Origin of the sequence: Endozoicomonas sp. ALC013 (genome assembly GCF_049310205.1) — a bacterium.
Taxonomy (GTDB): Bacteria; Pseudomonadota; Gammaproteobacteria; order Pseudomonadales; family Endozoicomonadaceae; genus Endozoicomonas.
Genome location: NZ_JBLYNS010000005.1, coordinates 51,373 through 73,927, shown reverse-complemented (window position 1 = coordinate 73,927; position 22,555 = coordinate 51,373). Strand labels below are relative to the sequence as shown.

Genomic DNA, 22,555 nt, shown 5'->3' with positions numbered 1-22,555 from the left:
ATAATTCTGGTGCATCACACTGCTTTGAGGCATCACTGCAAAAGAACGCTTCAGTACTCACACCCGCTTGCCAGTTGACCTGGCGCATAGGAGGCTTTTAAAGTTTCAGAGAATTCAGGTCGATGAAACCTGATTATTGATTAATTTTGATTGAACTACTTATTGGCAAACCTGCGCAGCCTTCTAAAATAGCTTTCCCGCTTTTATTGGTTTCTCTGATATCACACCACTATGGACTATCATTTCCAGCGCAACTTTTCCGGTCGTCCGGAAGCTCAGTTCTCCATGGACCATGAAGCCATGGGCATCTGGCTGACCGAAGAGCTGGGCAGTAACAGGCAACAACTGGAGCACCTGTTACTGGTGGTTGAAAGTCTGGAGAAAGGACAGCGCTGGGAATATTTTGATGATGGCACAGATTATCGCCTTCATCTGACCCGGGATCACGCCGAAGTTCGGGCCGCCCTGCTGGATACCGAAATGGACTGTGAAGAGATGGAAGACCTGGACTATTACGACCATGAATCCATCAGCCACTGTGGCCTGGATGACTTTAAAACTCTCCTGGTTTGCTGGCAGGACTTTCTGAATATCTAGGAGGCTGACCGAGAATAGACTGCCCTACTGCGGTGGCAGCAAATTGGTCTAAAAAGTCGGAATTTTTTAGCAAATAGAACCACTATTTACTAAAAATTTCCGACTTTTTATCCTCAATTTTCTGCCATCCTCGCTACGGGCGCTATTCTCGGTCAGCCTCCTAGGAGAGTAGAATGAACTCCATTCAGAGTTCATCACCAATCCTGAACTGCAATGCCTGAAAGATATGCACTAATTCCGGTGCACAGTCTTTCAACTCCACTCGCAGTGTACTGAACTCCCGACGTTCCGGGTAATCCTTACGCAGCAAATCAAACGTCAGCTTGCGTTGAGATTCTTCAGCCCTTATCAGCCCCTTGCGCATCGTGGCATCATCACGACGAATGTCGTAAACAGAACGGATCGCCCTGGAACAGGTGGTTGAAAAGGTCATTCCCTCACTGAACTTCATCTGTTTCAGTACCGGCAATGGCGTAATCGCAGGCAGACGCACCCTGGCAGGAAGCCCAAAGTGCCGGCACAGTGCCTTGTAAATCATTTCCGTACCGCGAATCTTTCCGTCCAGGCTGTATCCGGCAATATGGGGGGTCGCAATATCGACCCGAGTCATCAATTCCGGGTCAGCATCGGGTTCATACTCCCAGACATCCAGCACAACGGTCAGATCGTCACGCTCGCCCAGACACTGCTTTAAAGCGGCATTATCAATCACAGGCCCCCGCCCTGCATTAATTAACACCGTTCCCTGCTTCATTGCCTTGAGTTGCTGCTCACCGATCAGATAGTGGGTTGGATATGGGCCATCCATTATCAGCGGGGTATGCAGACAAATGACATCCGAACATGCAATCAGTTGATCAACACTGACATAGCGACCACTGTTGCCTTCTGCCAATGCCAGCCAGGGGTCGCAGGCACACACTTCTACCCCAAGCCGCTCCATCATCTGATACAGACGACCACCCACCTGCCCCTTGCCGATAATGCCGACTGTTCGATCACGCAGTTCAAAACCGTCTCGTTCTGCCAGAATATCCAAAGCCGCCAGAACGTATTCAACCACTGCCGTGGCATTGCAACCCGGCGCATGACTGAAAGCAATTCCCCGGCTGGCCAGATACTCCCGGTCGATATGATCAAAACCTGCTGTGGCAGTACCGACGAACTTCAGTGAACTGTTTTCCACCAGCTGCCGACTCACTTTAGTCACGGACCGAACCAGCAAAGCATCCGCATCCTGCACATCCTCCGGTGAAATGTTCCGGCCAGGCAGAGCAACCACCTCCCCCATCGCCCCAAAGCACTCCATCAGCAAGGGAATATTTTCATCAGCCACTATTTTCATACACGATGTTTCATAAAATTGTTGTCATTAACAGCCAGCGCTGACCCTTAAAAAAAGCTAAAAATAATAAACTGGCTATGTTATACCAACATGAAAGCCTCAAAAACAGCATCCCTGCCTGAGGGTCCAGTGATCAAGATAACGGTAGACCGGTTTCCAACCCTGTTATTTGTCTTTGCCCTGATGTTATCCGGATGCTCAGACCACTCCTCGCCTGAGTATTTTCTTGAGGAATACCCCCATCGACTCAGCCGGGTTACCGGTGTCGATATCCCTGAACCAGAGATCGCTATCCCCACGCTGCCCCCGTTAAGACAGCGCGCTTATCCGGCACCCGATCTCCGTATAAAAGCTCTGGAAGCACTGGATTTGCTCAAATGCCCTGCCCTCAGTCAGGCTGTGGCCTACAGAAACAGCAGCCTGGGCAAGCAGATGCTCCCCTCGCAACACTATTTCTATGAGAAAACCCTGTTATCATTGATTCCCCAATGCATCGGCTCTTTACAAAAAACCAATGACAACCGGGAAGTCATTGCCAAACTTCAAGAGATACTCAGCGAAAAACTGGCAACGTTTCCAGCCATTGAGTGGAACCTGGTATTTGCCAATACTGAATTCAGCAAACAGTTGCACAGTCAGGGCAGGTTGCTCGCCATTGACGATCAGGCGAGTTTCCGGGGAACCCGCGAAGCACTTAACTACCTCACCCGATTACTGCCCGATCAATTACTTGAGCCCCCCTATACCGCCACTGATCTGGAACGTCACTTGCAACAGGTTACCACCAGCCGGTACCTGGGAGAACTCATCTACTCCGCTGCCCTGTTAAGTCAGACCCTAAACCATGCTGCCAATATACTGCAGCTTCGTCTGGAAAAAGGGCCTGTTTGCCCCGCTGCTGACCCTGCGGAAGTAGAAAGGCTGCACAATGTCTTTCGACTGTTTTATCGGGAAAAGATTCAGCCCTATCTTGCCAGGGTTGATCAGGAAGGAACCATTATCCGGAATGACTTCAAGCGTCTGCTCTCCCTCTTGCCAGCTGCACCCCGGGATGACATTCAACACTATCTCAGCCTGATCACGCAAGCGTCAAACATTCACAGCCCCTGGTATCAGCTGGAACAGAGCATTAAGCACCATACGACCATCTGGGCTGAATTTCTGGATCAATGTGGCAAAGCACCAGCGTTACAAATTAATTAGCAAAGCTGTCTGAAATTGATCCCAACGGCATGGAAAGGAAACTTTTATTAAAACAAATGGTCAGATTATGTCGCAAATCCCGATCAATTAATTATCAGGAGTATTAGCCAGTGTCCTTGCCCTCCGATAGCCTCAGCAGAGGTGCTGCAAACTTTACTGTTTCCGGCAGTGATTCCGTGCAATCGAGTATTGATAACACTGCTTCTGCAAACAATTCGACTTTTTCTGGCAAGACCGTAGCTGATTCTGGTCAGAAAGGTGAATTTTTACCACAATTGCCGCCGCTCAACACGGAGCCCCCGGGTTTTGCACAAGACATTGCAAAAGATTCAACGTCTATCACTGATCGTTCGATTGCGGCAAGTCAGTCTGACGCTCCCCAGCCATTGGCCAATACGGGCATCCCTGATGATGTAAGAAAGTTAGCAACCATTAGAACCATTTCAGAAATACAGCCTATTAAAAATGCTGATAAAATTGAAGTTGCTACGGTCGATGGCTGGAAAGTGGTTGTTGAAAAATCCGAATTTAAACCAGGCCAATCGGTTATTTTTTGCGAAATTGACAGCGTCTTGCCGGTCAGGGATGAGTTCGAGTTTCTCAGTAAATCCTCCCATATAGTCTTACCAGATGGCAGTGAAGGTTATCGCCTGAGAACCATCAAACTCCGTGGTCAGCTATCACAAGGCCTGGTTCTGCCTCTTTCAATATTGGGAAAAGATGTAACTGTCAATGTGGGGGATGATGTAACCGCAAAACTCGATATTAAAAAATATGAGCGACCGGGAAGCTTATCGGACCGTGACTTTATCAAAGGTTACTTTCCCTTTTTTATTCCAAAGAGCGATGAAGAAAGAATACAAAACCTGCATTCTATTTTTGATTCCTTCAAAGATAAAAAATTCTATGTCTCAGAGAAACTGAACGGAACAAGTTCAACATTTTATTTGAGAAATAACGATTTCGGTATTTGCTCAAAGAACTACGAACTGAAAACAGATAGAGATCACCCACTGGGTAAGGTAGCCAGTAAGAATGACATTGAATCAAAGCTCAGGAGCCTGGGAAAAAATATAGCGATCCAGGCTGAAGTCGTCGGTCACAAAATAGAAGCTAATCCATACGAACTCGAGGAACTCCAGCTTTTTGTGTTTAATATTTATGATATTGACAAACAGTCATATATAAAAAAGGCAGAAATGGAAAAAATATGCCAGGAAATAGGTTTACCCATCTGCCCTGTTGTGTCCAATAACAAGGAGCTGGCTGCAACTATTGATAAGGTATTGGTGGATGCTAACGGAAAATCAAAGTTAAACAATCAGAAAAAACGAGAAGGTCTGGTCTATGTATTCGACGGCAATGATCCGGAGGAAAGAGTCTCTTTTAAAGTGATTTCCAACAATTATCTGTTAAAAGACAACACCGTCAAAGCAGTACATTAATACATCATTTCACTGATTTCCCGTTTCTGCTCTACAGCAGTCCCGGGACATCAGCGGCAAGAACGCTGAACAATCCCGGAATTACAAAAATAAAAAACAATTATTCTCATTTTTATCTACATGTGTAATCAGAATCTTTTCAACCCGGAATCCCTGCAATGCCCCCTATACTCACTTCCTGCATAACCCTGACGCCAACGTCTGATTCGGCTGGCACTGATAGCAACATCGACCCGGAGCAGGCTTCTGGCTGGTCACGCTACTGGAATATCAGTAAGTCGATAGCTAAATCCATCCATCCGGGCTTTGACCCCCATCAAGGGTCTGATCAGCCGGATACCCCATGGATACAACTGAATATTCAACCCAGAGAGCTGGCCCTGCGCCTGGTCCAGAAAACCATACCGGCCAATAGCTATCTGAATACCATTAATCAACTCGTCATGGCCTGTATGGCGCTGGCCAGCCTGCCCGGTTGTGACGGGGCTTCTTCAGAGGGGAGCAATCCTGCCAGCACTCATGGTTCGGCCACAGTCAACACCACTGGCAGTAACAAACCAACAAAGCGGGCCAGCAGTCCTGACACAAGTTCAGCACCCACCACGGCAGCCTCAACCGCCCCCACGGGCAGCAGGGGCAAACCGATTCCTGTTGATGGAGCCGCAGTCCTGGCCAAAGTCGGAAAGGATCCCTGTTGTCCAGCCAATGGTACCTACGCACAGACCACTGATATTGATGCTGGCAACCACTCGCCTATCCCGCACTTCACCGGTGAGTACAACGGTAACGGCAATACCATCAGCAACCTGAAGGGCTGCCTGTTTAACAGCCTGGAGGGCAATGGAACAGTCCGCAATCTCACAATTACTAATGGCCATATTGACCGTGCAGGACTGCCCGGGACTAACGACACAGGCAGTGCAGCACTGGTTGCCTGTACCATGTCAGGGGGCTCAAGGCAGGAAAACATCGTCGTAGAAAATTCAAAGATCAGGGTTACAGCTGTAAAACCCTGGGTACAACAACACAGACAGCTGGGGATGCTGGCAGGCAAGATGAACGACAGCGCCGTACTCAGGGACAACCAGATCAACAACGTCAACATTGCTATTCAGGGCAGTGGGATTGACGTCGGCATGCTGGCCGGGCAAGCACTGGATAGAGCCACCATCGACAGCAACCAGGTTGAAAACTGCAAGGTATTCCTCTCAGGAATTGGCAGCGGCAGACGTACCTTGAACAGGTCCCGGGCCGAGACCAATATCAACATCGGCCTGATCGCAGGGAAAATAGTTGGTAACGAACATAACAATGTGGTCGTTAAAAACTCAACGTTGATTCATAACCGCATTGAAAGCTCTCCGGGCATTTTCGCGGCCAATATCGGTGGTGTTGCCGGCAGGGCCGATTTTGCCCGTATTGAAGATACGCAGGCCCACAATCAAAACAAAATTCATTATCATTCCATAATAATTGATGGACGCATCGCAATGGTGGTTGCTGATGCCCGTCATTGCACAATTCTGGATACTACCACCCGCGACAACCACCTGCAGGCAACCGTTAACTCTTTCTTACCGGCACATGTTGGTATCGTTACCGCAGATTGTCACAATAGCACCATCAAACATACCCTGGACATCGACTCTGATCTGGAGTTGTCCCAGAGCAGCTTTCGAGAAGATTCGGCGGGAGGCCATGCGGCCGTTGCTGCGGCTGTTGCCGAAGGCTGTAGCATTCATAACACAACTGCCAGAGAGACGATAATCGATGCTGAAACGGACAAAAGTTCCGTTGCAATTGCTGCGGCGTTTAACGATGCTGACACCACAGTACACCAAACAACCGCCGTTGACTGTGGACTATTTGCCTGGGAAAAAGACACGAACCGTTATACAGGAAGTGCAGCGGTCGGTGTTGCTGCCGGTCGCCAGGATAACTTTGGCAGTATCAGCGATACCCGGGTCTGCGGCAGTGTCATCAAAGGGTATCGCGCCGGCTTAGCAGCTGGTGATCCTCATCGCAACTTTTCCGGCACAGTTGCCTGCAATACTGAGTTAACCAGTTTTGCTGATGGTATCAGCACTACGGTAAATCTTGCCTGCGATAATGCCAGTTGCCCCGCAACCGAAAGAGCCGACAGCTCAAGTGTGGCCACCAGTGACCGGATACCAGCCACCATTAAACACTTGTCGTCAACAGAAATACCCTCCCGGCAAAATGGGTCGTCACTATCTGCTGCGGCCGGTAACGGGATCGTCAACAGCACGGCTTCAGCCCTTCATAATAACAGCGAGGAAGTTGACGTTGAATTTCCAACAGCCCTGACCAGCGGCATTGTGGCAGGGGGGATGATTGCCGGTGGTGTGACCCTTTATGCCCTGTACCAGTGGTACCAGGGCTACTGGCAAGGGTTAAAAGGTAAAGCGTTGGCCATCTACCCGCTTACCCGGATCAAAGAAACCATAAGCCAGCGTTTTTCCACCGCAAACCCTGATACAGGCCTGGAGTTGTCTGAATTAGTAGGCGCAAGTGATACCAGCCTGAGTAGTTAACCAAATGAAATCAGGCGTCAGGTCTCTCTCCGTAAAAGATCTGGCACCTGAGTTTTTATGACTCACGGTCTAAATCACCAGTTCAAAATAACCTGAGTATCATCACAGTTTTATCGAAAAAAAACTAACAACCTCCATCGCCACCGCCACCGCCATCACAGCTGCCACCGCCGCCGCCACCGCCATCACAATCACCATCATCAAGGACAAAGGCACCGAAACTGTAGGAATGACCATGGTTATTATCTGATGGTCTTTTTTTCAAAAAATCAGCACGTCTCGGCAATGCTCCACGACGCTCTAGCTCATCGAGGAGAAAGCCGTTTTGATAGTAGTTACTGTAGTAATGAGCATAAGTATATGCTGACCACCAATTAGGATTTTTTGATTGAAAATAGACGGTATCATTAATATTTTGCAAAGCACCCGGGGTCTTAAGAAGGGATAACACAGTTTGGGTTTTGCCTTTTTTTAATGCCAGCATCAGGAGCGTTTCGCCACGAGCTGTCTTACAGTTGAGATTTAACAATGGCTGCCCTTTACTATTTGTCAAATTAGCCAGATACTTCGTTGTTATTGGCCGATCATAATAGCCCGTCACTACATCCATGATAATCTTGGATCTTATCGGTTCTTGTTGTAATTCGGTGACCAGACATTCGTTTTTTTCCAGTAAAGCATCGCATAATAGCCAATTCTTTTCCGAGATTGCATATTTAAAGGCATAAAGGGCAAGTAGCATTTCCTCCTTGCCTTGTGCAACCTTAATCCTGGCATTAGGCTGACGCTTAAGCACTTGTAAAGTAAGTTCATATTGCTGCTTATCGGTAATCTTTTTCTTATCCCTGGCACAAAAAATTATTTCCAATAAATGATAATCAGATTTGTTGTGTGTATCCACGCAGGTTTCTTTATCGAGCAATAAACTAACCATTTCCCAGTGTTTTGCCCGGGCTGCGGCCATTATTGGTGTGTTACCACTTTTAAGGCTTTGATAATTGATATCAACACCCGCCTTTCTCAAAAGACTTTCAAGGCACACCAGATTATTCGCAACGGCTTTTCTATACAACCTTCGAGCAGATTTCGTTTTGACAAACGTATCCAGCAGCCGTTCGGCTTGTAGCAGTGAACCGCAAACTGAGCCATCAGGAAAACAATCATGGGTTGAATTTTTGAAGAAATCACTCACTGCTTTTTTTACCAATCCATTCTGCTTGAAGTTCTGCCAGAAACCGAGACTTGTGTTGAGTTGAATTTCTGAGCAGGGATCTCCTGCGAGCAATATCCTTTTCAGCAGCACTTTATTACTGATCGTTTCTTTTCCTGGACTTGTCTGCTGCATCACATTTGTGAGCAGGGAGGTCATATTTCTTTTTTCAGCCGTGGTTCGATCAGCAAGTTTAACCCCCCCTGAATAATCACAAGAGGGACACTTTCCCATAACTGGCAGTTTTTTACCCCAGCTGCCAACGCTGGTTTTTCCACGTCCCGGGAAATAACCCGTGTGATCGGGTTGATTCAGTTTCAATCCATTTTTCAAACCAGAGGCTGAAGGATACGCAATTTCTACGGTTACATTTACTTTTATGGTTGGAAGCATCAGTTTATCCTTACTTGTTAATTATTTTAGTTATTCATTTATCTTATATTATGAGTCGAAAAGTTATCCAAAAGTTCCCTGATTCAAAATATGAAGCTATATAGATAGTTATTGCATCAGATACCCACTTAAGTATCTAACCATATGAAAAATAGCCAAGGGAAAACAACCTGTGCCGACAAGGATAAATGGCAACGCTGTGGAGAAAGACTGAAGGAGCAATTTGCCTTCGATGAGCCTTACATCAGGGAACTTTGTGCTCTCAAATATGTACCAGAACCCGGTGAGAGAGCTCCAGAGGCGGACAGCGGTCAATTTATCTATCTCGAAGCGCGATTAAGCGACTTATTTGACACCATTGATAATCTCTGATGAATCAACTTGCATGGAACTTTCTTATCAGAACGATGTCCAAAAAGAATAACTATTGCATCTCTATCGGTGCATTGCATGAAATTTATTGAAATTTCAGTCTTTGACAATGGAAAATAACTTAGGGAAAACAAACTATGAAAAGTATTTCTGAAATTGCAGCTTCCGCCGGTAATATATTGATTGAGGCGATTAAAGCTCCGTTTAAACTGATCGGCTATTGCTTCGGCAGGGTCGTAAAGGCTATTTCGTCTGCCTTTAATTACCTGTCCTGTAGATCAGACAACTCCGAACAGAGTCAAGCTCCCAACAAAACCCTGGATTCACGCACGGTTTCAACTGATACGGTTTCAACTGAAAAGCTAGAAGATGATGTGCTTGAGAATTTGCACACCTCATTTACAAACTGCCTGGAGCTTTACTTGAATCTTTTAGAAGAGTTAAAACAAAAGGCCTACTATATATTTATTGCCAAAAATATTATTTCCAGCAATCTTAAGGTTAATCCTACAAAAATCAAAAGGAAAAACATTGACAAGGATATTACCATTTTAAAGGAAGTTAACAAAACTCTGGATTTAGGTTTTAGTGATAAATTCTTTGATATTCCGCCAGATTCTCAACCAAACAATGCTGGGTTTATCAAAATTATAAAAGAATTTAAGCAACCGCTTGAATCATTGATCCATACTACTCGTCCTGAAAAATATAAGCTTCATGACTCAATTAAACCCATTAAGCTTATACGACATACAATTAACCAGCTGATTGCCACCAAATCTGCTGACAAGGACAAATGGCAACTCTGCGGTCATCAACTGGAAAGTCGTTTTGAATTTGATGCCCCTTACTTCAGGGAAATTTGCAATCTCAAATATGTACCAGAACCCGTTGAAAAAGCGCCAAAGGCGGACATTGTTCACTTTAACGAACTTGACGCACAATTAAGAACCTTATTTAACACCGTTGATAATCTGTAACTATAAGTAGCTAACCATATGAAATCATATGGTTAGCTACTTAAAGATGGCCGCCAGTAATCTGGCGGCAAAATTCAAACCAGGAGCAATAGAAAAGTCACCCACCTCAAGGATTGTTTTTTCAGCTTTCGCAAAACTTCGCTCTCTATAACAATCAACGTTCATTAAACTTCCCTGGCAGTAGGATGTCCCAAGTGAAGACATCTCATCAAATGCCCCTTTGATCATCTAATCCAGCTAAATACACGCCTTAAGACGTGTAATAAATGACAGGATAATCATTTTTAATACATAAACAGGTATCTGAATATAATCAAATGAACGATTGTGAACGGGAACCATAAACCTACAAATATGTCAAAGCCGGGTTGCTGACCGAGAATAGACTACCCTACTCGACAGTAAATCGATCGGCCTCCCGGGAGGATTATCATACAAATGATAAACACATGAATTCAGCACGTTTAAATGCTTCAGGTGCAAAAATTGAGGCCATAGCCTCATATTTATTGACCAGGGCCAGTTCTGAGCAACCAGTATCGGGCACAACGTCCTCTCACAGAGAGGTAAGAGTTCAAGGCCAGCCTCTTGACTTGGGCATAAAACCAAAGCAGGGGGAGGAAAGGTCTGTGGCTCAAGACCTCAGGGAGAGAATGTGCAAATTAACCACCCCTGAAAACCAGGTTGCTGGCGGACTGGGTCAACAGTCTTCAGGGCCAGGTCAGGCAAGTCAACGTGTCGGATTTTATCACCCGACTGGGTTTTACGGTCAAAATTCACAAACTAATGAACAGCAGTACCTGCAGCCCAATACAGCAGCCCTACCATCAGAAAAGCGCAAGACTTATCAATGTTTATTGAATGGTTGCGATAAAACATTTACCCGCAATGAGCATCTGAAAAGACACCAACTCACTCATCTGGGTCACAGACCATTGAAATGTGAGTTTGAGGGTTGTGATAGCAGATTTTATTATCAGTCTGTTCTGAAAAGACATCGACGCATTCATACGGGAGAGAGACCGTTTGAATGTAAGAATTGCGATAAACGCTTTATCCAGAAGAGTAATCTGGAAATGCACAAACTCACTCATACAGGGGAGAAGCCGCATGAATGTGAGATTTGCAAAAAAGGATTTATCAGAAAGGGATGTTTGACAAGACACAAACTCACTCATACAGGGGAGAAGCCGCATAAATGTGAGATATGCAATAAAGGATTTATCAGAAAGGGATGTTTGACAAGACACAAACGCACTCATACAGGGGAGAGGCCGTATCAATGTGAGATTTGCAATAAAGGATTTATCAGAAAGGCAAATCTGGAAAGACACAAACGCGTTCATACGAGTTAGAAGCTATTCAAAATGAAGATGCTTCTATATCAAGGCCAGCTTATTGAGTGCGAATGGCCTGCCACGCCTCTAACGCTTTAGCCCGGGACTTTTTCAAATCAACCACAGGCGATGGGTAATTTTCCCCCAGGATAACACCTGACTGATAAAGGACATTGTCGTCGGCTTCCCAGGGCGCAAACAGATACTTATTCGGTACCCCGGAAAGCTCAGGTACATATCGACGTATATACTCGCCATCAGGATCAAACTTCTGCCCCTGGGTAACCGGATTAAAAACCCGGAAATAGGGTGCCGCATCCGCACCTGAACCCGCCACCCATTGCCAGCTTGCCGAGTTGCTGGACAGATCAGCGTCCACCAGGCAGTCCCAGAACCAGGCTTCCCCATGCCGCCAAGGCTGTAGCAGATTTTTGACCAGAAATGAGCCGACGATCATTCTCACCCGGTTGTGCATAAACCCGGTTTGCCGAAGTTCGCGCATCCCGGCATCGACAATGGGGATACCGGTCAGTCCCTTCTGCCACCGCCTGAGTTTTTCGGGATCATCCTGCCAGGGAAAGCCGTCAAACTTTGGCTGGAAATTTTGCTCCGGCAGTGTTGGGAAGTGGTACAGCAAATAGTAAGAAAACTCACGCCAGCCCAGTTCTGAGTGAAAACAGTCAAGGTCCGTCTCCACATTACTGTCGGTTGCAGCAGCCGCCGACGCGTACCAGACCTGATTGGGGGATACCTCACCAAAATGAAGATGGGCAGACAGTTGTGAAATGCTGCGCCTGGCAGGGAAATCACGCCCTACTTTATACCCATTCAGCCCCTCGCCCAGAAAATCCTGGAGTTTGTTTTTTGCCGCTGTCTCACCAACCCCTCTGCCCTGCTCACACCAGTAGGCATACAGATTATGGTCCCAGCGCACCTGTTTTGCCTCACCGGCAGACTCAGGATTATGGGCGGGGACAAAACCTCCGGCTGGCAATAGCTCAAGGTCATTGATGTCGCTTTTCGAGGTGGTATCAACACACCGGATTTTTTTCGGTACCGGCAATGGCTCCCTGGGCGGTTCAGCTACCAGGCACCCTTTGCGATAGTAAGGCGTAAATACCCGGTAGGGCGTTCGATCCTTTTTCAGCACGGTCCATGGTTCCCAGAGCAGGGAACCATTGAAGCTTTTGACTTCCAGCCCGTCATTTCGCAGGGCTTTCTTTATTTGCTGATCCCGCTGGATCCGCCAGGGCTCATAGCAGCGATTCCAATAAACGGCATCCACCTTATATTCCGCCGCCACCTCCGGAAGCACTTTTGCCGCGTCGCCCTGAAGCACCAGCAGTCGGCCTTTCAGAGCGTCGTTTAATGCTGCCAGTGAGTGGTGCAGCCACCAGCGGCTGGCCCTGCCGGGAGCCCATTGACCGGCAGAGTGATCATCCAGAATAAATACCGGAAGCACCTGGCCATTGCCAGCCGCCTCGAACAGAGAGGGGTTATCAGACAACCTGAGATCCTGACGAAACCAGTGAATAATAACCATCTTGTCTCCTTAGGTTTTGCACCATCAAAAAGGCAGCTTTTCGCCATCCCAGGCAAACATGTGACCACTGTCCCCTGGTGTCAACTGATCAATCACATGCAAAAGCCGTTCTGCCGAGTAGTCCGCTGAAAAGAGTTTACCCTCAGGCACGCCGGACTGAAACGGCATGGACAAATGACTATCCACTGTGCCCGGATGCAATGCAGCAATAATCGATGCTTTGTTTTTTCTGGCAATTTCGATGGCCAGGCTCTTGATAATCATATTCAGCGCTGCCTTTGATGCCCGGTAGGCATACCAGCCGCCTAATTGATTATCAGAAATGCTGCCCACTCTGCCGGATAACACGGCAAACACATTCTTACGGTTTCTGGCCAGCTTGGGAAGAAAATATTTGGCAACCATGGCGGGTCCGGTGGTATTGACGGCGAAGATTCTGGCAAAGTGATCGGGCTGGAAATCCTTGATGGATTTTTCCGGCTTCAGGCCTTCCCCCTCATGGAGGATACCGGTGGTGACTAACACCAGGTCCAACGGCTCCGAAATTTGATCCGCACCCTTGGCAATGCTGTTTTCATCCAGAAGATCCATGGGGTGAAAAACGGTTTTATTCACCTGGCCAAACTCAGGTTCACTGCGTGAAAAGGCATAAATTCTGGTGACTGTTGGTACCTGCTCCAGCCAATGGACCATGGCTTTGCCGATGGCACCGGAGGCTCCGATGACAGCAACATGCAAGCCCTCGGCAAATGAGTCCAGTTTCAATTCTGTCATGGAGCACTCCATATATCTGGCTAGAAAACCTTATTTAGAAGACAGCCTCAGGCAGACAGGCTGAATGGCGTTGCGTTTAACCGATTATTTCTATAAAAACTTCTCTACGGAACCTGTAACTCAACAGATCGTCCAACGGACTATGATTATCCCCCTGAATAAGTAGTTAACCAAATGAAATCATATTTTCTAACTAAGTGGACAGGCACTGTTTTTGCTGCTTTTCCGGGGCCGCCACACTGATTTACGGCACTCTTCAATACTGGGGGAACAGACCATGAAAATTGTTATTGCACCCGATTCCTTTAAGGAGTGTCTTACCGCAGCCAAAGTAGCACAGGCCATTGCAACCGGTTTGCAGCAGGTCCTGCCGGATGCCGAGTGCATCAAGGTTCCGGTTGCCGACGGTGGCGAAGGTACGCTGCAGTCACTGGTGGACGCTACCGGTGGCACACTGGTGGATGTTGCGGTAACCGGCCCAATGGGAGAGACCGTTCAGGCCTGCTTCGGCCTGCTGGGTGATGCTGAAACCGCTGTCATTGAAATGGCCGGGGCTTCAGGTATTGAGCTGGTACCCAGGGATCAACGCAACCCGATGCTCAGTACCACCCGGGGGACCGGAGAGTTGATTCTCAGCGCCCTGGACCAGGGCATTAAACGCATCATCGTCGGTATTGGCGGCAGTGCCACTAACGACGGTGGCTCAGGTATGATGCAGGCACTGGGGGTAAAACTGCTGGATGCTGATGGCCGGGAGCTGCCCCGGGGTGGTGCAGCGCTGTCACGTCTGTGTCGCATTGATACCGGTGCGATGGATAGACGACTCCAGACCATCGAGTTTATTGCGGCCTGCGATGTGGACAATCCACTTACCGGAGCCAATGGTGCCTCAGCAGTGTTTGGTCCCCAGAAAGGGGCGACTCCTGAGATGGTCGAACAACTGGACCAGGCATTGACACACTATGCCAGCGTTCTGCAACGGGACCTTGGCAAAGATGTTGGGCAACAGCCGGGAGCAGGCGCTGCCGGGGGCATGGGTGCTGCCCTGCTGGCGTTTCTGGATGCTGAACTGAAACCGGGTATTGACATCGTCATGGATGCCGTCGGCCTGGCAGAAAAACTGATCGGCGCTGATCTGGTGATTACCGGAGAGGGCCGGATTGATGGACAAACCGCGCAGGGAAAAACACCCGTGGGGGTTGCCCGGATTGCCAAACAGTTCAATCTTCCGGTGATTGCTCTGGCTGGCTCTGTGGGTTCCGATGTTGACGCGGTCTACGACTGTGGCATTGATGCGTTGTTCCCGATTGTTCACGGTGCAGTCCCACTGTCCGAGGCCCTGGCCAAAGGTGAGGAGAACCTGATCCGGGCAGCCAGAAACCTGGCCAGTGCCTTAATACTCCTGCGGTAATATTTTTGTTTTAACCACAAAGACACAAAGTAAAAGCATTTTTTTTGTTTGATCTTTGCTCTTACCAGTCTTCTTTGTGCCTTTGTGGTGCAAAGCGTCTGTTAATCAGCGTCAGGATTCATACCTTCCTGTTTGTGCTCCCCCACTGCAACCAATAGTGCAGGATGATACGACCATGCCGATATGGGCTATGAACTTCGTCATTTTTACCAGACTCAGCTTTACCCGGGATTGTTCATGGCCAAAGAACCTGAAGATAAAAATCAGCCCGATGATAACAGTGGCAATGTCATCGATATGTTCACCCGCAAGCCTCTGGACGAGGTTAACCTTCATCAGATTGTGCGCATTGCTCCTGAACTGGATGGTATGGAAATGCTCTACAGCAATGATGCCAATCCGGGCAAGCTGTTCAGCATGAAAATTCTCTGCTGGGCAATGATGAAAGACGGCACGGTTGATGCCCTCATCCCCTGGCTGAATAAGGTGGTACCTGCCCGTGAGCTCAATGACCCATTAAATGGCCACTGGGAAGGTTACTTTGACAAGATACACGACCATGCATTTTTCGACGTACCGGATCACAAGGTTGCGGAACTGGAAAACGCGGCCAATTACTACCCACCCATAGAGTCGGATGAAGCTGTCATTATTCAGGAAATCCCCGACACCATCGGCACCCATGCCATTCTGACCGAAGACCAGTTTAAAACGATTGTACTGGTTCATGTCACCAGCTGGCGTTTGTACAATGATGGCCGGGTCATGGCCATGGTGGCCGATGATAAAAAGGTCGATAACACACCGGTACTACCGGGCGATGAGTGCCTGTTTGCGGCCCAGGATCACGAACACTTCCATTACTTTTTCCATTATGTCATTGCGAATAAAATCAAACGTGGAGATCCGGAGGCTTTAGCGGCATTTACCCACCTGGTAGAAGGTTAATCCTTCTGCTATTGCCTGAATTAACCTGCACACTGCGAAACCACTTTCCAACCATTTCTGATTCCTTGTCAACCACAAAGTCGAGAGCTAGATTTTCCGGACTATTTAAAGAGAATAAAATTATGGATCTGAGTGCTGACAAAGCATTTGCTACTGATCACACATATTCCAAACCCAGAACTTTTGAGGACTTTGTTACCAAGACTACCTCCAGTGCTGAGGACGTACTGAAAAAGGCCAGGAGCTTTGGCTTTCGGGATGTTGATGTCCACTTTGGCTCCAAAAAAATTCCTCCGTGTGAAGATGATGACCAAACCATTTACATTCTTGATGGCAAGCGTTTCTGTTTTACTGGTTTAACAAAAAATACCGTGGATCAGAGAACCCCCAGGCTGGTCAAAAAATTTTTCACTCCTCCCATTCTGAGGAAAATATGTCAGTCTGATAATACCAGGGTGGAAGCTGCCTATGAAATGATTGGAAAAGCGTTTAAGTATCACGATTTCATTGAGGAAAGCGCCTGGAAATTCAGGCCAAAGAAAGAAAAACTCCTGGATTTTTTAAAAAGGAACAGTGACGGAGATCACTTCAAGTTTCTACGAGATATTTCCCTGGGAATGAAAGACGGACCAAATATTTCAGCTGATCGCAATGGCTATTACCTTTTGGCGCTTTGGGTTGAGTTATCAAATGCAATGTCTCCGGACTTTCATAGAAAAGATCTGTTCAAATGGAGAGATTTTGCCGTTGTAAAATGTCGACCTGAAAGACATAAACGAAAACCAATTCCTGAAATACTCATACCACGGCCGCGCAAAAAATTGAGAGTTGAAGAAAAAAACGACGCCTCCCCCTCAGCCGTAAACATTACGCTTTCAGGTTCCGGTAACAATCATCAGTGTTTGCCAGATAATCAACAGAAAAAGGCCGATACACAAAAACCATCAGATTTGGAGAGAACCTCAGCACAGCCCGATGCTGAGCATGATGCCGGAATTGAACAGCCAACCAGCCAGAACAATAAAGAACCTTTGGTGGATGCTTCTTCGTGTAGAGAAAACGTAACGCCTCAAAAAAGACTGACAAATTCTACATGCGATCCTCTACAGCCCAGTAAAATCAATAAACTGACGACAGAAACTGAGGTTTTACCCGTCAGAAATGAGCAGTTGCGAGAAAACCACAGTACCTTCTTAGAGATAAATGCCAAAGATTATGTGCCATCATGCAGTAATACCGACGACTCAGCTGTTTGCGACAGCGACCAATCAACTGTTTATGATAGCGACGAATCAACTGATTACGACAGCGACGAATCAACTGTTGATGATACGGATGAGGTCACTTGTGACAACACTGGCAGCCAAACTGCACAAAGCCATTCTATAGAAAAAGAAACAAGAGAAGAAAGTGAAAGTGAAAGTGAAAGTGAAAGTGAAATAACGATTCTAAAGGTCAACCATCTTTCTCAACAAGTCATAAAGAACCTTGAGCGTCTAAAGCAAACGCAAACGCAAACCAACCGGCCAGTGGTATCAGTATCCCAGAAGAGGCAGATGATGGTCACTTTACACGAAGGGGTAACGATGATTAACGGCCTCAAGGCCATAAAGCATAAATAATGCCGGAAGCAAACCGCTTCCAGCATGTAGAACATTTACTTCCAGCCAGCCACAGAACTCCCTTTAAACAGCTCCGCAGCCCTGGTTTCCACCGCATCCGTCTGATACGACTTAACCAGGGCCAGTACACGCGGGTCTGCCTGATTATCTTCACGGGTGACGATGATGTTCACATAGGGAGAGTCCTTATCTTCCACCAGCAGGGCATCACGGGTTGGGGTGTAACCCGCCGGTACCGCATAGGTGTTGTTGATAAAGGCCATATCCACATCATCCAGTGAGCGGGGCAGCTGAGCCGCATCCAGTTCAATAAACTGGAAGTCACGGGGATTTTCAATGATATCTGCCGGTGTTGCTTCCAGATTATTCACATCGTTCAGCTTAATAAAGCCACGCTGATGCAGAAGAATCAGTGTACGGCCTTCATTACTTGGGTCATTGGGAATAGCGATTTTGGCTCCATCCTGCAACTCACTGATGTCTTTCAACGTCTTTGAGTAAGCGGCAATGGGATAAACAAAGGTGTTACCAACGGCAACCAGCTTAAAGCCCCGGTCACGCACCATACTGTCCAGGTAAGGGCGATGCTGGAATGCATTGGCATCAATACTGCCGTCCGACAGCGCTACGTTTGGCGACACATAATCAGAGAACTCCACCAGCTCCACAGCCACATTATGGTCCTGTCTGGCGATGTCTACCGCCACTTTCATCACATCGGCCTCAGGCCCCGCCATCACCCCCACCTTCAGCGGACCTTCTGGATCATCCGACTGACCACAGCCTGCCAGCAATGCTGCTGACGCTAATACCGCCGAACTGGCCAGGATTTTTACTGTTTTTAGAATATTAAAAGTCATTGATTACTCCCGGACTTTAACAACATGCCATCAACATTAGTGACGTTGATGGATTCCCACCTTACAAATGATTATTAGTGACTGCGATCATAATAGTGCTGCAGGCGATCACCCACCATCTGCAGCAATTGCACCAGGGCAATCAACACCACCACCGTGGCCAGCATAATGACCCCATCAAACCGCTGGTAGCCATAACGGATGCCCAGGTCACCAAGGCCTCCGCCACCAATGGCACCGGCCATGGCCGAGTAGCTCACCAGCGTTACCAGCGTAATGGTCATGCCATTAATCAGCCCGGGCCTGGCCTCCGGCAGCAACACCCGGGTAACAATCTGCAACGGGCTGGCACCCATGGACTGGGCGGCCTCCACCAATCCGGAAGGCACTTCATTCAAGGCACCTTCGGCAATGCGGGCAACAAACGGGATCGCCGCCACGGTCAGTGGCACAATCGCAGCGGTGGTTCCAATGGAAGTACCGGTCAGCAGTCGCGTCAACGGGATGATAGCCACCATCAGAATAATAAAAGGAATGGAACGTCCGGCGTTGACCATACCGCCCAGAACCAGGTTGGCAACCCGGTTTTCCAGAATACGTCCTTCCCGGGTCACGTAGAGCAGCACTCCCAGCGGGATACCAAGCAGAAAGCTGATCCCTCCGGAAAAGGCCACCATATAGAGGGTTTCCCAGAGCGCCTTGAACAACAGTGACCATGCATCAGCTGACATAACCAATCACCTCTACCTGGACCGTATTGTCTGGTGAGTTATGCAAGCCCTGCAGAAACTGCAGCGACTGCTCAATGCCTTCCGGCTCACCCATAATTTCCACCATCAAAAAGCCCATGGCTTTTTCATTGACCGTTTCAATATCCGCCTGCAGGATATTAAAGTCCGTATTGAACTGTCTTGCCGCCCTGGTAATCAACGGCTGGACAACCCCCTGCCCGACAAAGGTAATGCGCACCACCGGCCTGGCACCTTCACAGGGTTCAGACTGGAACCGGGCTTCAATTTCTGCCACCGGCTTTTCATGAATCGCACTGCGCACAAACTCTTTGGCCAGATCCGTCCGGGGGTTGAGAAAGAACTGCTCTACCTCATTCTCTTCAATGATCTTGCCGAAGCTCATAATGGCCACTCGATCACAGATGGTTTTCACCACATCCATCTCATGGGTAATGATCAGAATGGTAATTTTAAGCTGACGGTTGATGTCTTTCAGCAGGGCAAGAATTGACCGGGTAGTCTGCGGGTCCAGTGCGGACGTGGCTTCATCGCACAACAGCACTTTCGGCTTACTGGCCAGGGCCCGGGCAATGGCCACCCGCTGTTTCTGACCGCCGGACAGCTGGGCAGGATAACTGTTTCTTTTTGAGTCCAGCCCGGTCAGTTCCAGCAGGGGCAGAACGGCCTGTTCTATTTCTGATTTGCTGGCACCGGCCAACTCCAGGGGAAGAGCGACATTATCATACACAGTGCGGCTGGACAGCAGATTGAAATGCTGAAAAATCATTCCAATGTTGTGACGGGCCTGGCGCAATAATTTCTCAGGTAGCAGAGTCAGGTCCTGACCATCCACAAGCACCTGGCCTGAAGTCGGTTTCTCCAGTAAGTTGACGCAGCGAATCAGCGTGCTTTTCCCTGCGCCACTGGAGCCAATCACACCGTAGATGGCACCTTCAGGCACCGACAGATTTACTCCGTCAATGGCCTTGACCTCGGTGTCCCCGGCGGCAAACACCTTGGTCAGGTTATTCAATTCAATCATATGCATAAAAAAACCACCCTGATGCTAACAGAGTGGTTTCATAAGGAATTCTTAATTGAAACCCTTCTTTTAGCGGAATTTGTAATGCGCCCGCAAGCCAAGGTCAAATCAGCGCATGGCGTGACAAACTATCCAAAATAGTGATTTCTGTCAACTTTCTCACTCTCCCGGTCTCACCTCCGGATACCTTCAAACGGCAGACAGAATAGCGGTTATACCTGAAATACTGCACGGAAAAAATCAGCGGTCCCGGTATCAGGGCAGGATCTATGTGATAGAGAAAAGGTGCGGCAACAACCGCCATGCCAAAGCCGATGGTTCCCTGGACAATAGCCCCCAGGCCAACAACCCCCATGGCAGCAACAACGTGCAGAAGTGACAGTTCCATGCAACGACATCCAGCCTTAGAAATTAACTCAGGCTCTGTTATATTGTTTTTTCGAATAAAAAAATAAGAATAAATTATATATAGTTAGCGATAGCCAAAACATAGGTACTGGTCACTTTTTTTTCCTGCTGTGTACCTAATCACTGGACAATTGACGTTTGTCTTATTTAATTGAAGAAGAAGGAATATTTTTATTCAGTCATGGTTGCCATTTTTCCAGATATTGGATGTGTACAGGAACCATGAAATAACGAACAGATGTCGTCAGGTATTTGCGCAGTTTGACCGCTATTCCCAGGAATGGCTGCCCGGCTTCATCCTATAACACCCATAACCAACTGGGCAGGTACTATTATGGAGCTTTTCTTCAAAGACTTTATCATGCTCTGGTCCACCATTGACCCGGTCGGCACTCTGGCACTGTTCACTGGACTGACGGCACGACTGTCAGAAACACAAAAACGCCGAGTCGCCCTGAAAGCAACCATTTACGCCTTTGTCATCCTCCTTTCGGCACTGGTTCTTGGTCAGATTATTCTAAAGGCGATGAACATTCAGCTGATCTCCCTGCAGCTGGCAGGCGGAATCATCCTGTTTCTGTTCGGCTTGCAGATGATTTTTTCTGATCCTGAAGACAGTTCCGGGTCCAGGGAACCCGGTCACCAACTGGCCGTATTCCCTCTGGCGGTCCCCTCCATTGCCAGCCCCGGGGCGATTATGGCGGTGATTGTACTGACCGACAATCACGTCAAAACCTTCAGCCAGCAGGCCATGACCGCCGGTGCCATGACGCTGGTACTACTGGTCACCTGTGGCCTGATGCTGTTTGCCGACCGGATCTTTCGGGTGATTGGCCACAATGGCTCGGCCATTATCATCCGGGTAATGGGCATGATACTGGCCGCACTGTCGGTAGAACTGGTGATGACCGCCCTAGGGGTTCAGCGCTGGATGAGTTAGGAATGGTCAATAAGCTGCCTGCCGCCCGAAAAAGACAGCCTGCTTATGCTTATGCGGGAGGCGGGCAACGGGAAGCGCTTAGGAATTGTCTTTTATTTCCGTTCACCCTGAGCTTGTCGAAGGGTCGTGCCACCGAACTTCGACAAGCTCAGTCCGAACGGAGTCAGGCAATGAAAATAGGGAAGTTATTTCCTTAGCTCCCAAGCCCCATCATCGACTTATAGTGCTTTCGACAAACAGAAAGATAGCGGTCATTGCCCCCTATCTGCACCTGGCTGCCGCTTTTTACCGGCTTACCGTCACCGTCAAGACGCAGCTGCATATTGGCCTTTTTCTCACAGCACTTGCAGATGCTTTTCAGCTCGGTAAGTTCATCAGCAATACTGAGCAACACTTCACTGCCGGCAAACGCCTTACCAAAAGCATCGGTGCGCAGGCCAAAGCAAAGTACCGGAATACCCAGCACATCCACCACATCCGACAGTTGCCACACCTGCTCCGGGGTCAGGAACTGTGCTTCATCGACCATAACACAGGCGATATAGTCTTCACTGTGCTCTCTGGCAATTTGCTGCTTCAGGTCATCACTCTGGGAAATGGCCACCGCTTCACTTTGCAGGCCAATCCTTGAGGTGATTCTGCCGACACCAAAACGGTCATCAATCACCGGAGCCAGCAACAACACCCGTTTACCGGCACTCTCATAATTATGAGCTGACTGCAGAAGGTAGGTACTCTTGCCCGAATCCATGGAAGAAAAATAGAAATAAAGTGAAGCCATTACACGGTGATCCTTGGTGTTGATGGCCTCATTATTCCGTCATTGTCGCTTTATCTCC

General features: G+C 48.1%; 21 protein-coding genes and 1 riboswitch. Of the genes, 11 read left to right on the top strand and 10 right to left on the bottom strand.

Annotated elements, in window-relative coordinates:
• The first annotated feature begins 231 nt into the window (after positions 1-231).
• Positions 232-597: a YacL family protein gene (locus ACO6V1_RS02320; protein ID WP_422460722.1), complete on the top strand. Its 366-nt coding sequence runs from the start codon at positions 232-234 to the stop codon at positions 595-597.
• A 184-nt stretch (positions 598-781) separates the two neighbouring features.
• On the opposite strand, the gene pdxB is transcribed toward ACO6V1_RS02320, so the two are convergent.
• Positions 782-1,942 (bottom strand): 4-phosphoerythronate dehydrogenase PdxB, encoded by a 1,161-nt coding sequence (gene pdxB / locus ACO6V1_RS02315; RefSeq protein ID WP_422446004.1) that lies wholly within the window; start codon positions 1,940-1,942, stop codon positions 782-784.
• A 90-nt stretch (positions 1,943-2,032) separates the two neighbouring features.
• Between pdxB and ACO6V1_RS02310 the strand changes: the two genes are divergently transcribed.
• The 3 genes from ACO6V1_RS02310 to ACO6V1_RS02300 all read left to right on the top strand — a co-directional run bounded on the left by ACO6V1_RS02310 (position 2,033) and on the right by ACO6V1_RS02300 (position 7,145).
• A complete protein-coding gene (locus tag ACO6V1_RS02310) occupies positions 2,033-3,145 on the top strand; it encodes a DUF3080 family protein (RefSeq protein ID WP_422465633.1) in 1,113 nt (370 codons plus the stop codon).
• Positions 3,146-3,255: 110 nt separating this feature from the next.
• Entirely contained in the window at positions 3,256-4,590 is a 1,335-nt protein-coding gene (locus tag ACO6V1_RS02305; protein WP_422465631.1) for an RNA ligase (ATP), read from the top strand.
• 158 nt (positions 4,591-4,748) lie between these two features.
• Complete coding sequence (locus ACO6V1_RS02300; protein WP_422446010.1) at positions 4,749-7,145, top strand: hypothetical protein; 2,397 nt, start codon at positions 4,749-4,751, stop codon at positions 7,143-7,145.
• A gap of 124 nt (positions 7,146-7,269) precedes the next feature.
• Here ACO6V1_RS02300 and ACO6V1_RS02295 read toward each other — a convergent pair whose 3' ends face one another.
• Positions 7,270-8,748 carry an ankyrin repeat domain-containing protein gene (locus tag ACO6V1_RS02295; RefSeq protein WP_422446012.1) on the bottom strand — a complete coding sequence of 493 codons (1,479 nt, stop codon included), beginning with the start codon at positions 8,746-8,748 and terminating at the stop codon, positions 7,270-7,272.
• Between the two features lie 144 nt (positions 8,749-8,892).
• On the opposite strand from ACO6V1_RS02295, the gene ACO6V1_RS02290 reads away from it, so the two are divergent.
• Together ACO6V1_RS02290 and ACO6V1_RS02285 are read left to right on the top strand one after the other, a co-directional pair.
• Positions 8,893-9,120, top strand: coding sequence for a hypothetical protein (locus ACO6V1_RS02290; RefSeq protein WP_422460720.1), 228 nt, complete (start codon positions 8,893-8,895; stop codon positions 9,118-9,120).
• 137 nt (positions 9,121-9,257) lie between these two features.
• Positions 9,258-10,100 (top strand): hypothetical protein, encoded by an 843-nt coding sequence (locus tag ACO6V1_RS02285; protein ID WP_422446015.1) that lies wholly within the window; start codon positions 9,258-9,260, stop codon positions 10,098-10,100.
• 36 nt (positions 10,101-10,136) lie between these two features.
• On the opposite strand, the gene ACO6V1_RS02280 is transcribed toward ACO6V1_RS02285, so the two are convergent.
• Entirely contained in the window at positions 10,137-10,328 is a 192-nt protein-coding gene (locus ACO6V1_RS02280) for a hypothetical protein (RefSeq protein ID WP_422446017.1), read from the bottom strand.
• A gap of 221 nt (positions 10,329-10,549) precedes the next feature.
• Here ACO6V1_RS02280 and ACO6V1_RS02275 point away from each other — a divergent pair, with 221 nt between their 5' ends.
• Positions 10,550-11,455, top strand: a complete 906-nt coding sequence (locus ACO6V1_RS02275; protein WP_422465629.1) for a C2H2-type zinc finger protein — start codon at positions 10,550-10,552, stop codon at positions 11,453-11,455.
• A 40-nt stretch (positions 11,456-11,495) separates the two neighbouring features.
• Here the strand turns inward: ACO6V1_RS02275 and ACO6V1_RS02270 are convergent, their stop codons facing one another.
• Positions 11,496-12,980, bottom strand: coding sequence for a cryptochrome/photolyase family protein (locus ACO6V1_RS02270; protein WP_422446021.1), 1,485 nt, complete (start codon positions 12,978-12,980; stop codon positions 11,496-11,498).
• A gap of 24 nt (positions 12,981-13,004) precedes the next feature.
• The gene (locus ACO6V1_RS02265) at positions 13,005-13,754 is read right to left on the bottom strand and encodes an SDR family NAD(P)-dependent oxidoreductase (RefSeq protein ID WP_422465627.1); all 750 of its coding nucleotides are present in this window, start codon (positions 13,752-13,754) and stop codon (positions 13,005-13,007) included.
• A gap of 277 nt (positions 13,755-14,031) precedes the next feature.
• Between ACO6V1_RS02265 and ACO6V1_RS02260 the strand changes: the two genes are divergently transcribed.
• The 3 genes from ACO6V1_RS02260 (at position 14,032) to ACO6V1_RS02250 (ending at position 17,735) form a co-directional block, all read left to right on the top strand.
• On the top strand, positions 14,032-15,165 hold the full coding sequence (locus tag ACO6V1_RS02260; RefSeq protein WP_422446025.1) for a glycerate kinase: 1,134 nt from the start codon (positions 14,032-14,034) through the stop codon (positions 15,163-15,165).
• A gap of 237 nt (positions 15,166-15,402) precedes the next feature.
• Entirely contained in the window at positions 15,403-16,113 is a 711-nt protein-coding gene (locus tag ACO6V1_RS02255) for a hypothetical protein (RefSeq protein ID WP_422465625.1), read from the top strand.
• Between the two features lie 122 nt (positions 16,114-16,235).
• A complete protein-coding gene (locus ACO6V1_RS02250) occupies positions 16,236-17,735 on the top strand; it encodes a hypothetical protein (protein WP_422465623.1) in 1,500 nt (499 codons plus the stop codon).
• A 35-nt stretch (positions 17,736-17,770) separates the two neighbouring features.
• Here the strand turns inward: ACO6V1_RS02250 and ACO6V1_RS02245 are convergent, their stop codons facing one another.
• From ACO6V1_RS02245 to ACO6V1_RS02230, 4 genes are all read right to left on the bottom strand, one after another.
• Positions 17,771-18,595, bottom strand: a complete 825-nt coding sequence (locus ACO6V1_RS02245) for a MetQ/NlpA family ABC transporter substrate-binding protein (protein WP_422446031.1) — start codon at positions 18,593-18,595, stop codon at positions 17,771-17,773.
• 74 nt (positions 18,596-18,669) lie between these two features.
• The gene (locus tag ACO6V1_RS02240) at positions 18,670-19,326 is read right to left on the bottom strand and encodes a methionine ABC transporter permease (protein WP_422465621.1); all 657 of its coding nucleotides are present in this window, start codon (positions 19,324-19,326) and stop codon (positions 18,670-18,672) included.
• Complete coding sequence (locus ACO6V1_RS02235) at positions 19,316-20,368, bottom strand: methionine ABC transporter ATP-binding protein (RefSeq protein WP_422465647.1); 1,053 nt, start codon at positions 20,366-20,368, stop codon at positions 19,316-19,318. Before ACO6V1_RS02235 ends, ACO6V1_RS02240 begins: the two co-directional genes overlap by 11 nt.
• A gap of 49 nt (positions 20,369-20,417) precedes the next feature.
• Positions 20,418-20,493, bottom strand: a riboswitch (SAM riboswitch).
• Positions 20,472-20,756: a hypothetical protein gene (locus tag ACO6V1_RS02230; protein WP_422446035.1), complete on the bottom strand. Its 285-nt coding sequence runs from the start codon at positions 20,754-20,756 to the stop codon at positions 20,472-20,474. (Overlaps the previous riboswitch by 22 nt.)
• Before the next feature lie 354 nt (positions 20,757-21,110).
• On the opposite strand from ACO6V1_RS02230, the gene ACO6V1_RS02225 reads away from it, so the two are divergent.
• Positions 21,111-21,716 carry a MarC family protein gene (locus ACO6V1_RS02225; RefSeq protein WP_269674865.1) on the top strand — a complete coding sequence of 202 codons (606 nt, stop codon included), beginning with the start codon at positions 21,111-21,113 and terminating at the stop codon, positions 21,714-21,716.
• Between the two features lie 193 nt (positions 21,717-21,909).
• Here ACO6V1_RS02225 and ACO6V1_RS02220 read toward each other — a convergent pair whose 3' ends face one another.
• The gene (locus ACO6V1_RS02220; protein ID WP_422446037.1) at positions 21,910-22,497 is read right to left on the bottom strand and encodes a thymidine kinase; all 588 of its coding nucleotides are present in this window, start codon (positions 22,495-22,497) and stop codon (positions 21,910-21,912) included.
• Between the last annotated feature and the right edge of the window lie 58 nt (positions 22,498-22,555).

Excerpts from the sequence above, each read along its gene's own strand:
- ACO6V1_RS02230 (WP_422446035.1), bottom strand. The coding sequence starts at position 20,756 with ATGGAACTGTCACTTCTGCACGTTGTTGCTGCCATGGGGGTTGTTGGC.
- ACO6V1_RS02235 (WP_422465647.1), bottom strand. The coding sequence starts at position 20,368 with ATGATTGAATTGAATAACCTGACCAAGGTGTTTGCCGCCGGGGACACC.
- ACO6V1_RS02290 (WP_422460720.1), top strand. The coding sequence starts at position 8,893 with ATGAAAAATAGCCAAGGGAAAACAACCTGTGCCGACAAGGATAAATGG.
- ACO6V1_RS02240 (WP_422465621.1), bottom strand. The coding sequence starts at position 19,326 with ATGTCAGCTGATGCATGGTCACTGTTGTTCAAGGCGCTCTGGGAAACC.
- ACO6V1_RS02275 (WP_422465629.1), top strand. The coding sequence starts at position 10,550 with ATGAATTCAGCACGTTTAAATGCTTCAGGTGCAAAAATTGAGGCCATA.
- ACO6V1_RS02270 (WP_422446021.1), bottom strand. The coding sequence starts at position 12,980 with ATGGTTATTATTCACTGGTTTCGTCAGGATCTCAGGTTGTCTGATAAC.
- ACO6V1_RS02260 (WP_422446025.1), top strand. The coding sequence starts at position 14,032 with ATGAAAATTGTTATTGCACCCGATTCCTTTAAGGAGTGTCTTACCGCA.
- ACO6V1_RS02285 (WP_422446015.1), top strand. The coding sequence starts at position 9,258 with ATGAAAAGTATTTCTGAAATTGCAGCTTCCGCCGGTAATATATTGATT.
- ACO6V1_RS02265 (WP_422465627.1), bottom strand. The coding sequence starts at position 13,754 with ATGACAGAATTGAAACTGGACTCATTTGCCGAGGGCTTGCATGTTGCT.
- pdxB (WP_422446004.1), bottom strand. The coding sequence starts at position 1,942 with ATGAAAATAGTGGCTGATGAAAATATTCCCTTGCTGATGGAGTGCTTT.
- ACO6V1_RS02280 (WP_422446017.1), bottom strand. The coding sequence starts at position 10,328 with ATGATCAAAGGGGCATTTGATGAGATGTCTTCACTTGGGACATCCTAC.
- ACO6V1_RS02300 (WP_422446010.1), top strand. The coding sequence starts at position 4,749 with ATGCCCCCTATACTCACTTCCTGCATAACCCTGACGCCAACGTCTGAT.
- ACO6V1_RS02295 (WP_422446012.1), bottom strand. The coding sequence starts at position 8,748 with ATGCTTCCAACCATAAAAGTAAATGTAACCGTAGAAATTGCGTATCCT.
- ACO6V1_RS02320 (WP_422460722.1), top strand. The coding sequence starts at position 232 with ATGGACTATCATTTCCAGCGCAACTTTTCCGGTCGTCCGGAAGCTCAG.
- ACO6V1_RS02225 (WP_269674865.1), top strand. The coding sequence starts at position 21,111 with ATGGAGCTTTTCTTCAAAGACTTTATCATGCTCTGGTCCACCATTGAC.
- ACO6V1_RS02220 (WP_422446037.1), bottom strand. The coding sequence starts at position 22,497 with ATGGCTTCACTTTATTTCTATTTTTCTTCCATGGATTCGGGCAAGAGT.
- ACO6V1_RS02250 (WP_422465623.1), top strand. The coding sequence starts at position 16,236 with ATGGATCTGAGTGCTGACAAAGCATTTGCTACTGATCACACATATTCC.
- ACO6V1_RS02255 (WP_422465625.1), top strand. The coding sequence starts at position 15,403 with ATGGCCAAAGAACCTGAAGATAAAAATCAGCCCGATGATAACAGTGGC.
- ACO6V1_RS02310 (WP_422465633.1), top strand. The coding sequence starts at position 2,033 with ATGAAAGCCTCAAAAACAGCATCCCTGCCTGAGGGTCCAGTGATCAAG.
- ACO6V1_RS02245 (WP_422446031.1), bottom strand. The coding sequence starts at position 18,595 with ATGACTTTTAATATTCTAAAAACAGTAAAAATCCTGGCCAGTTCGGCG.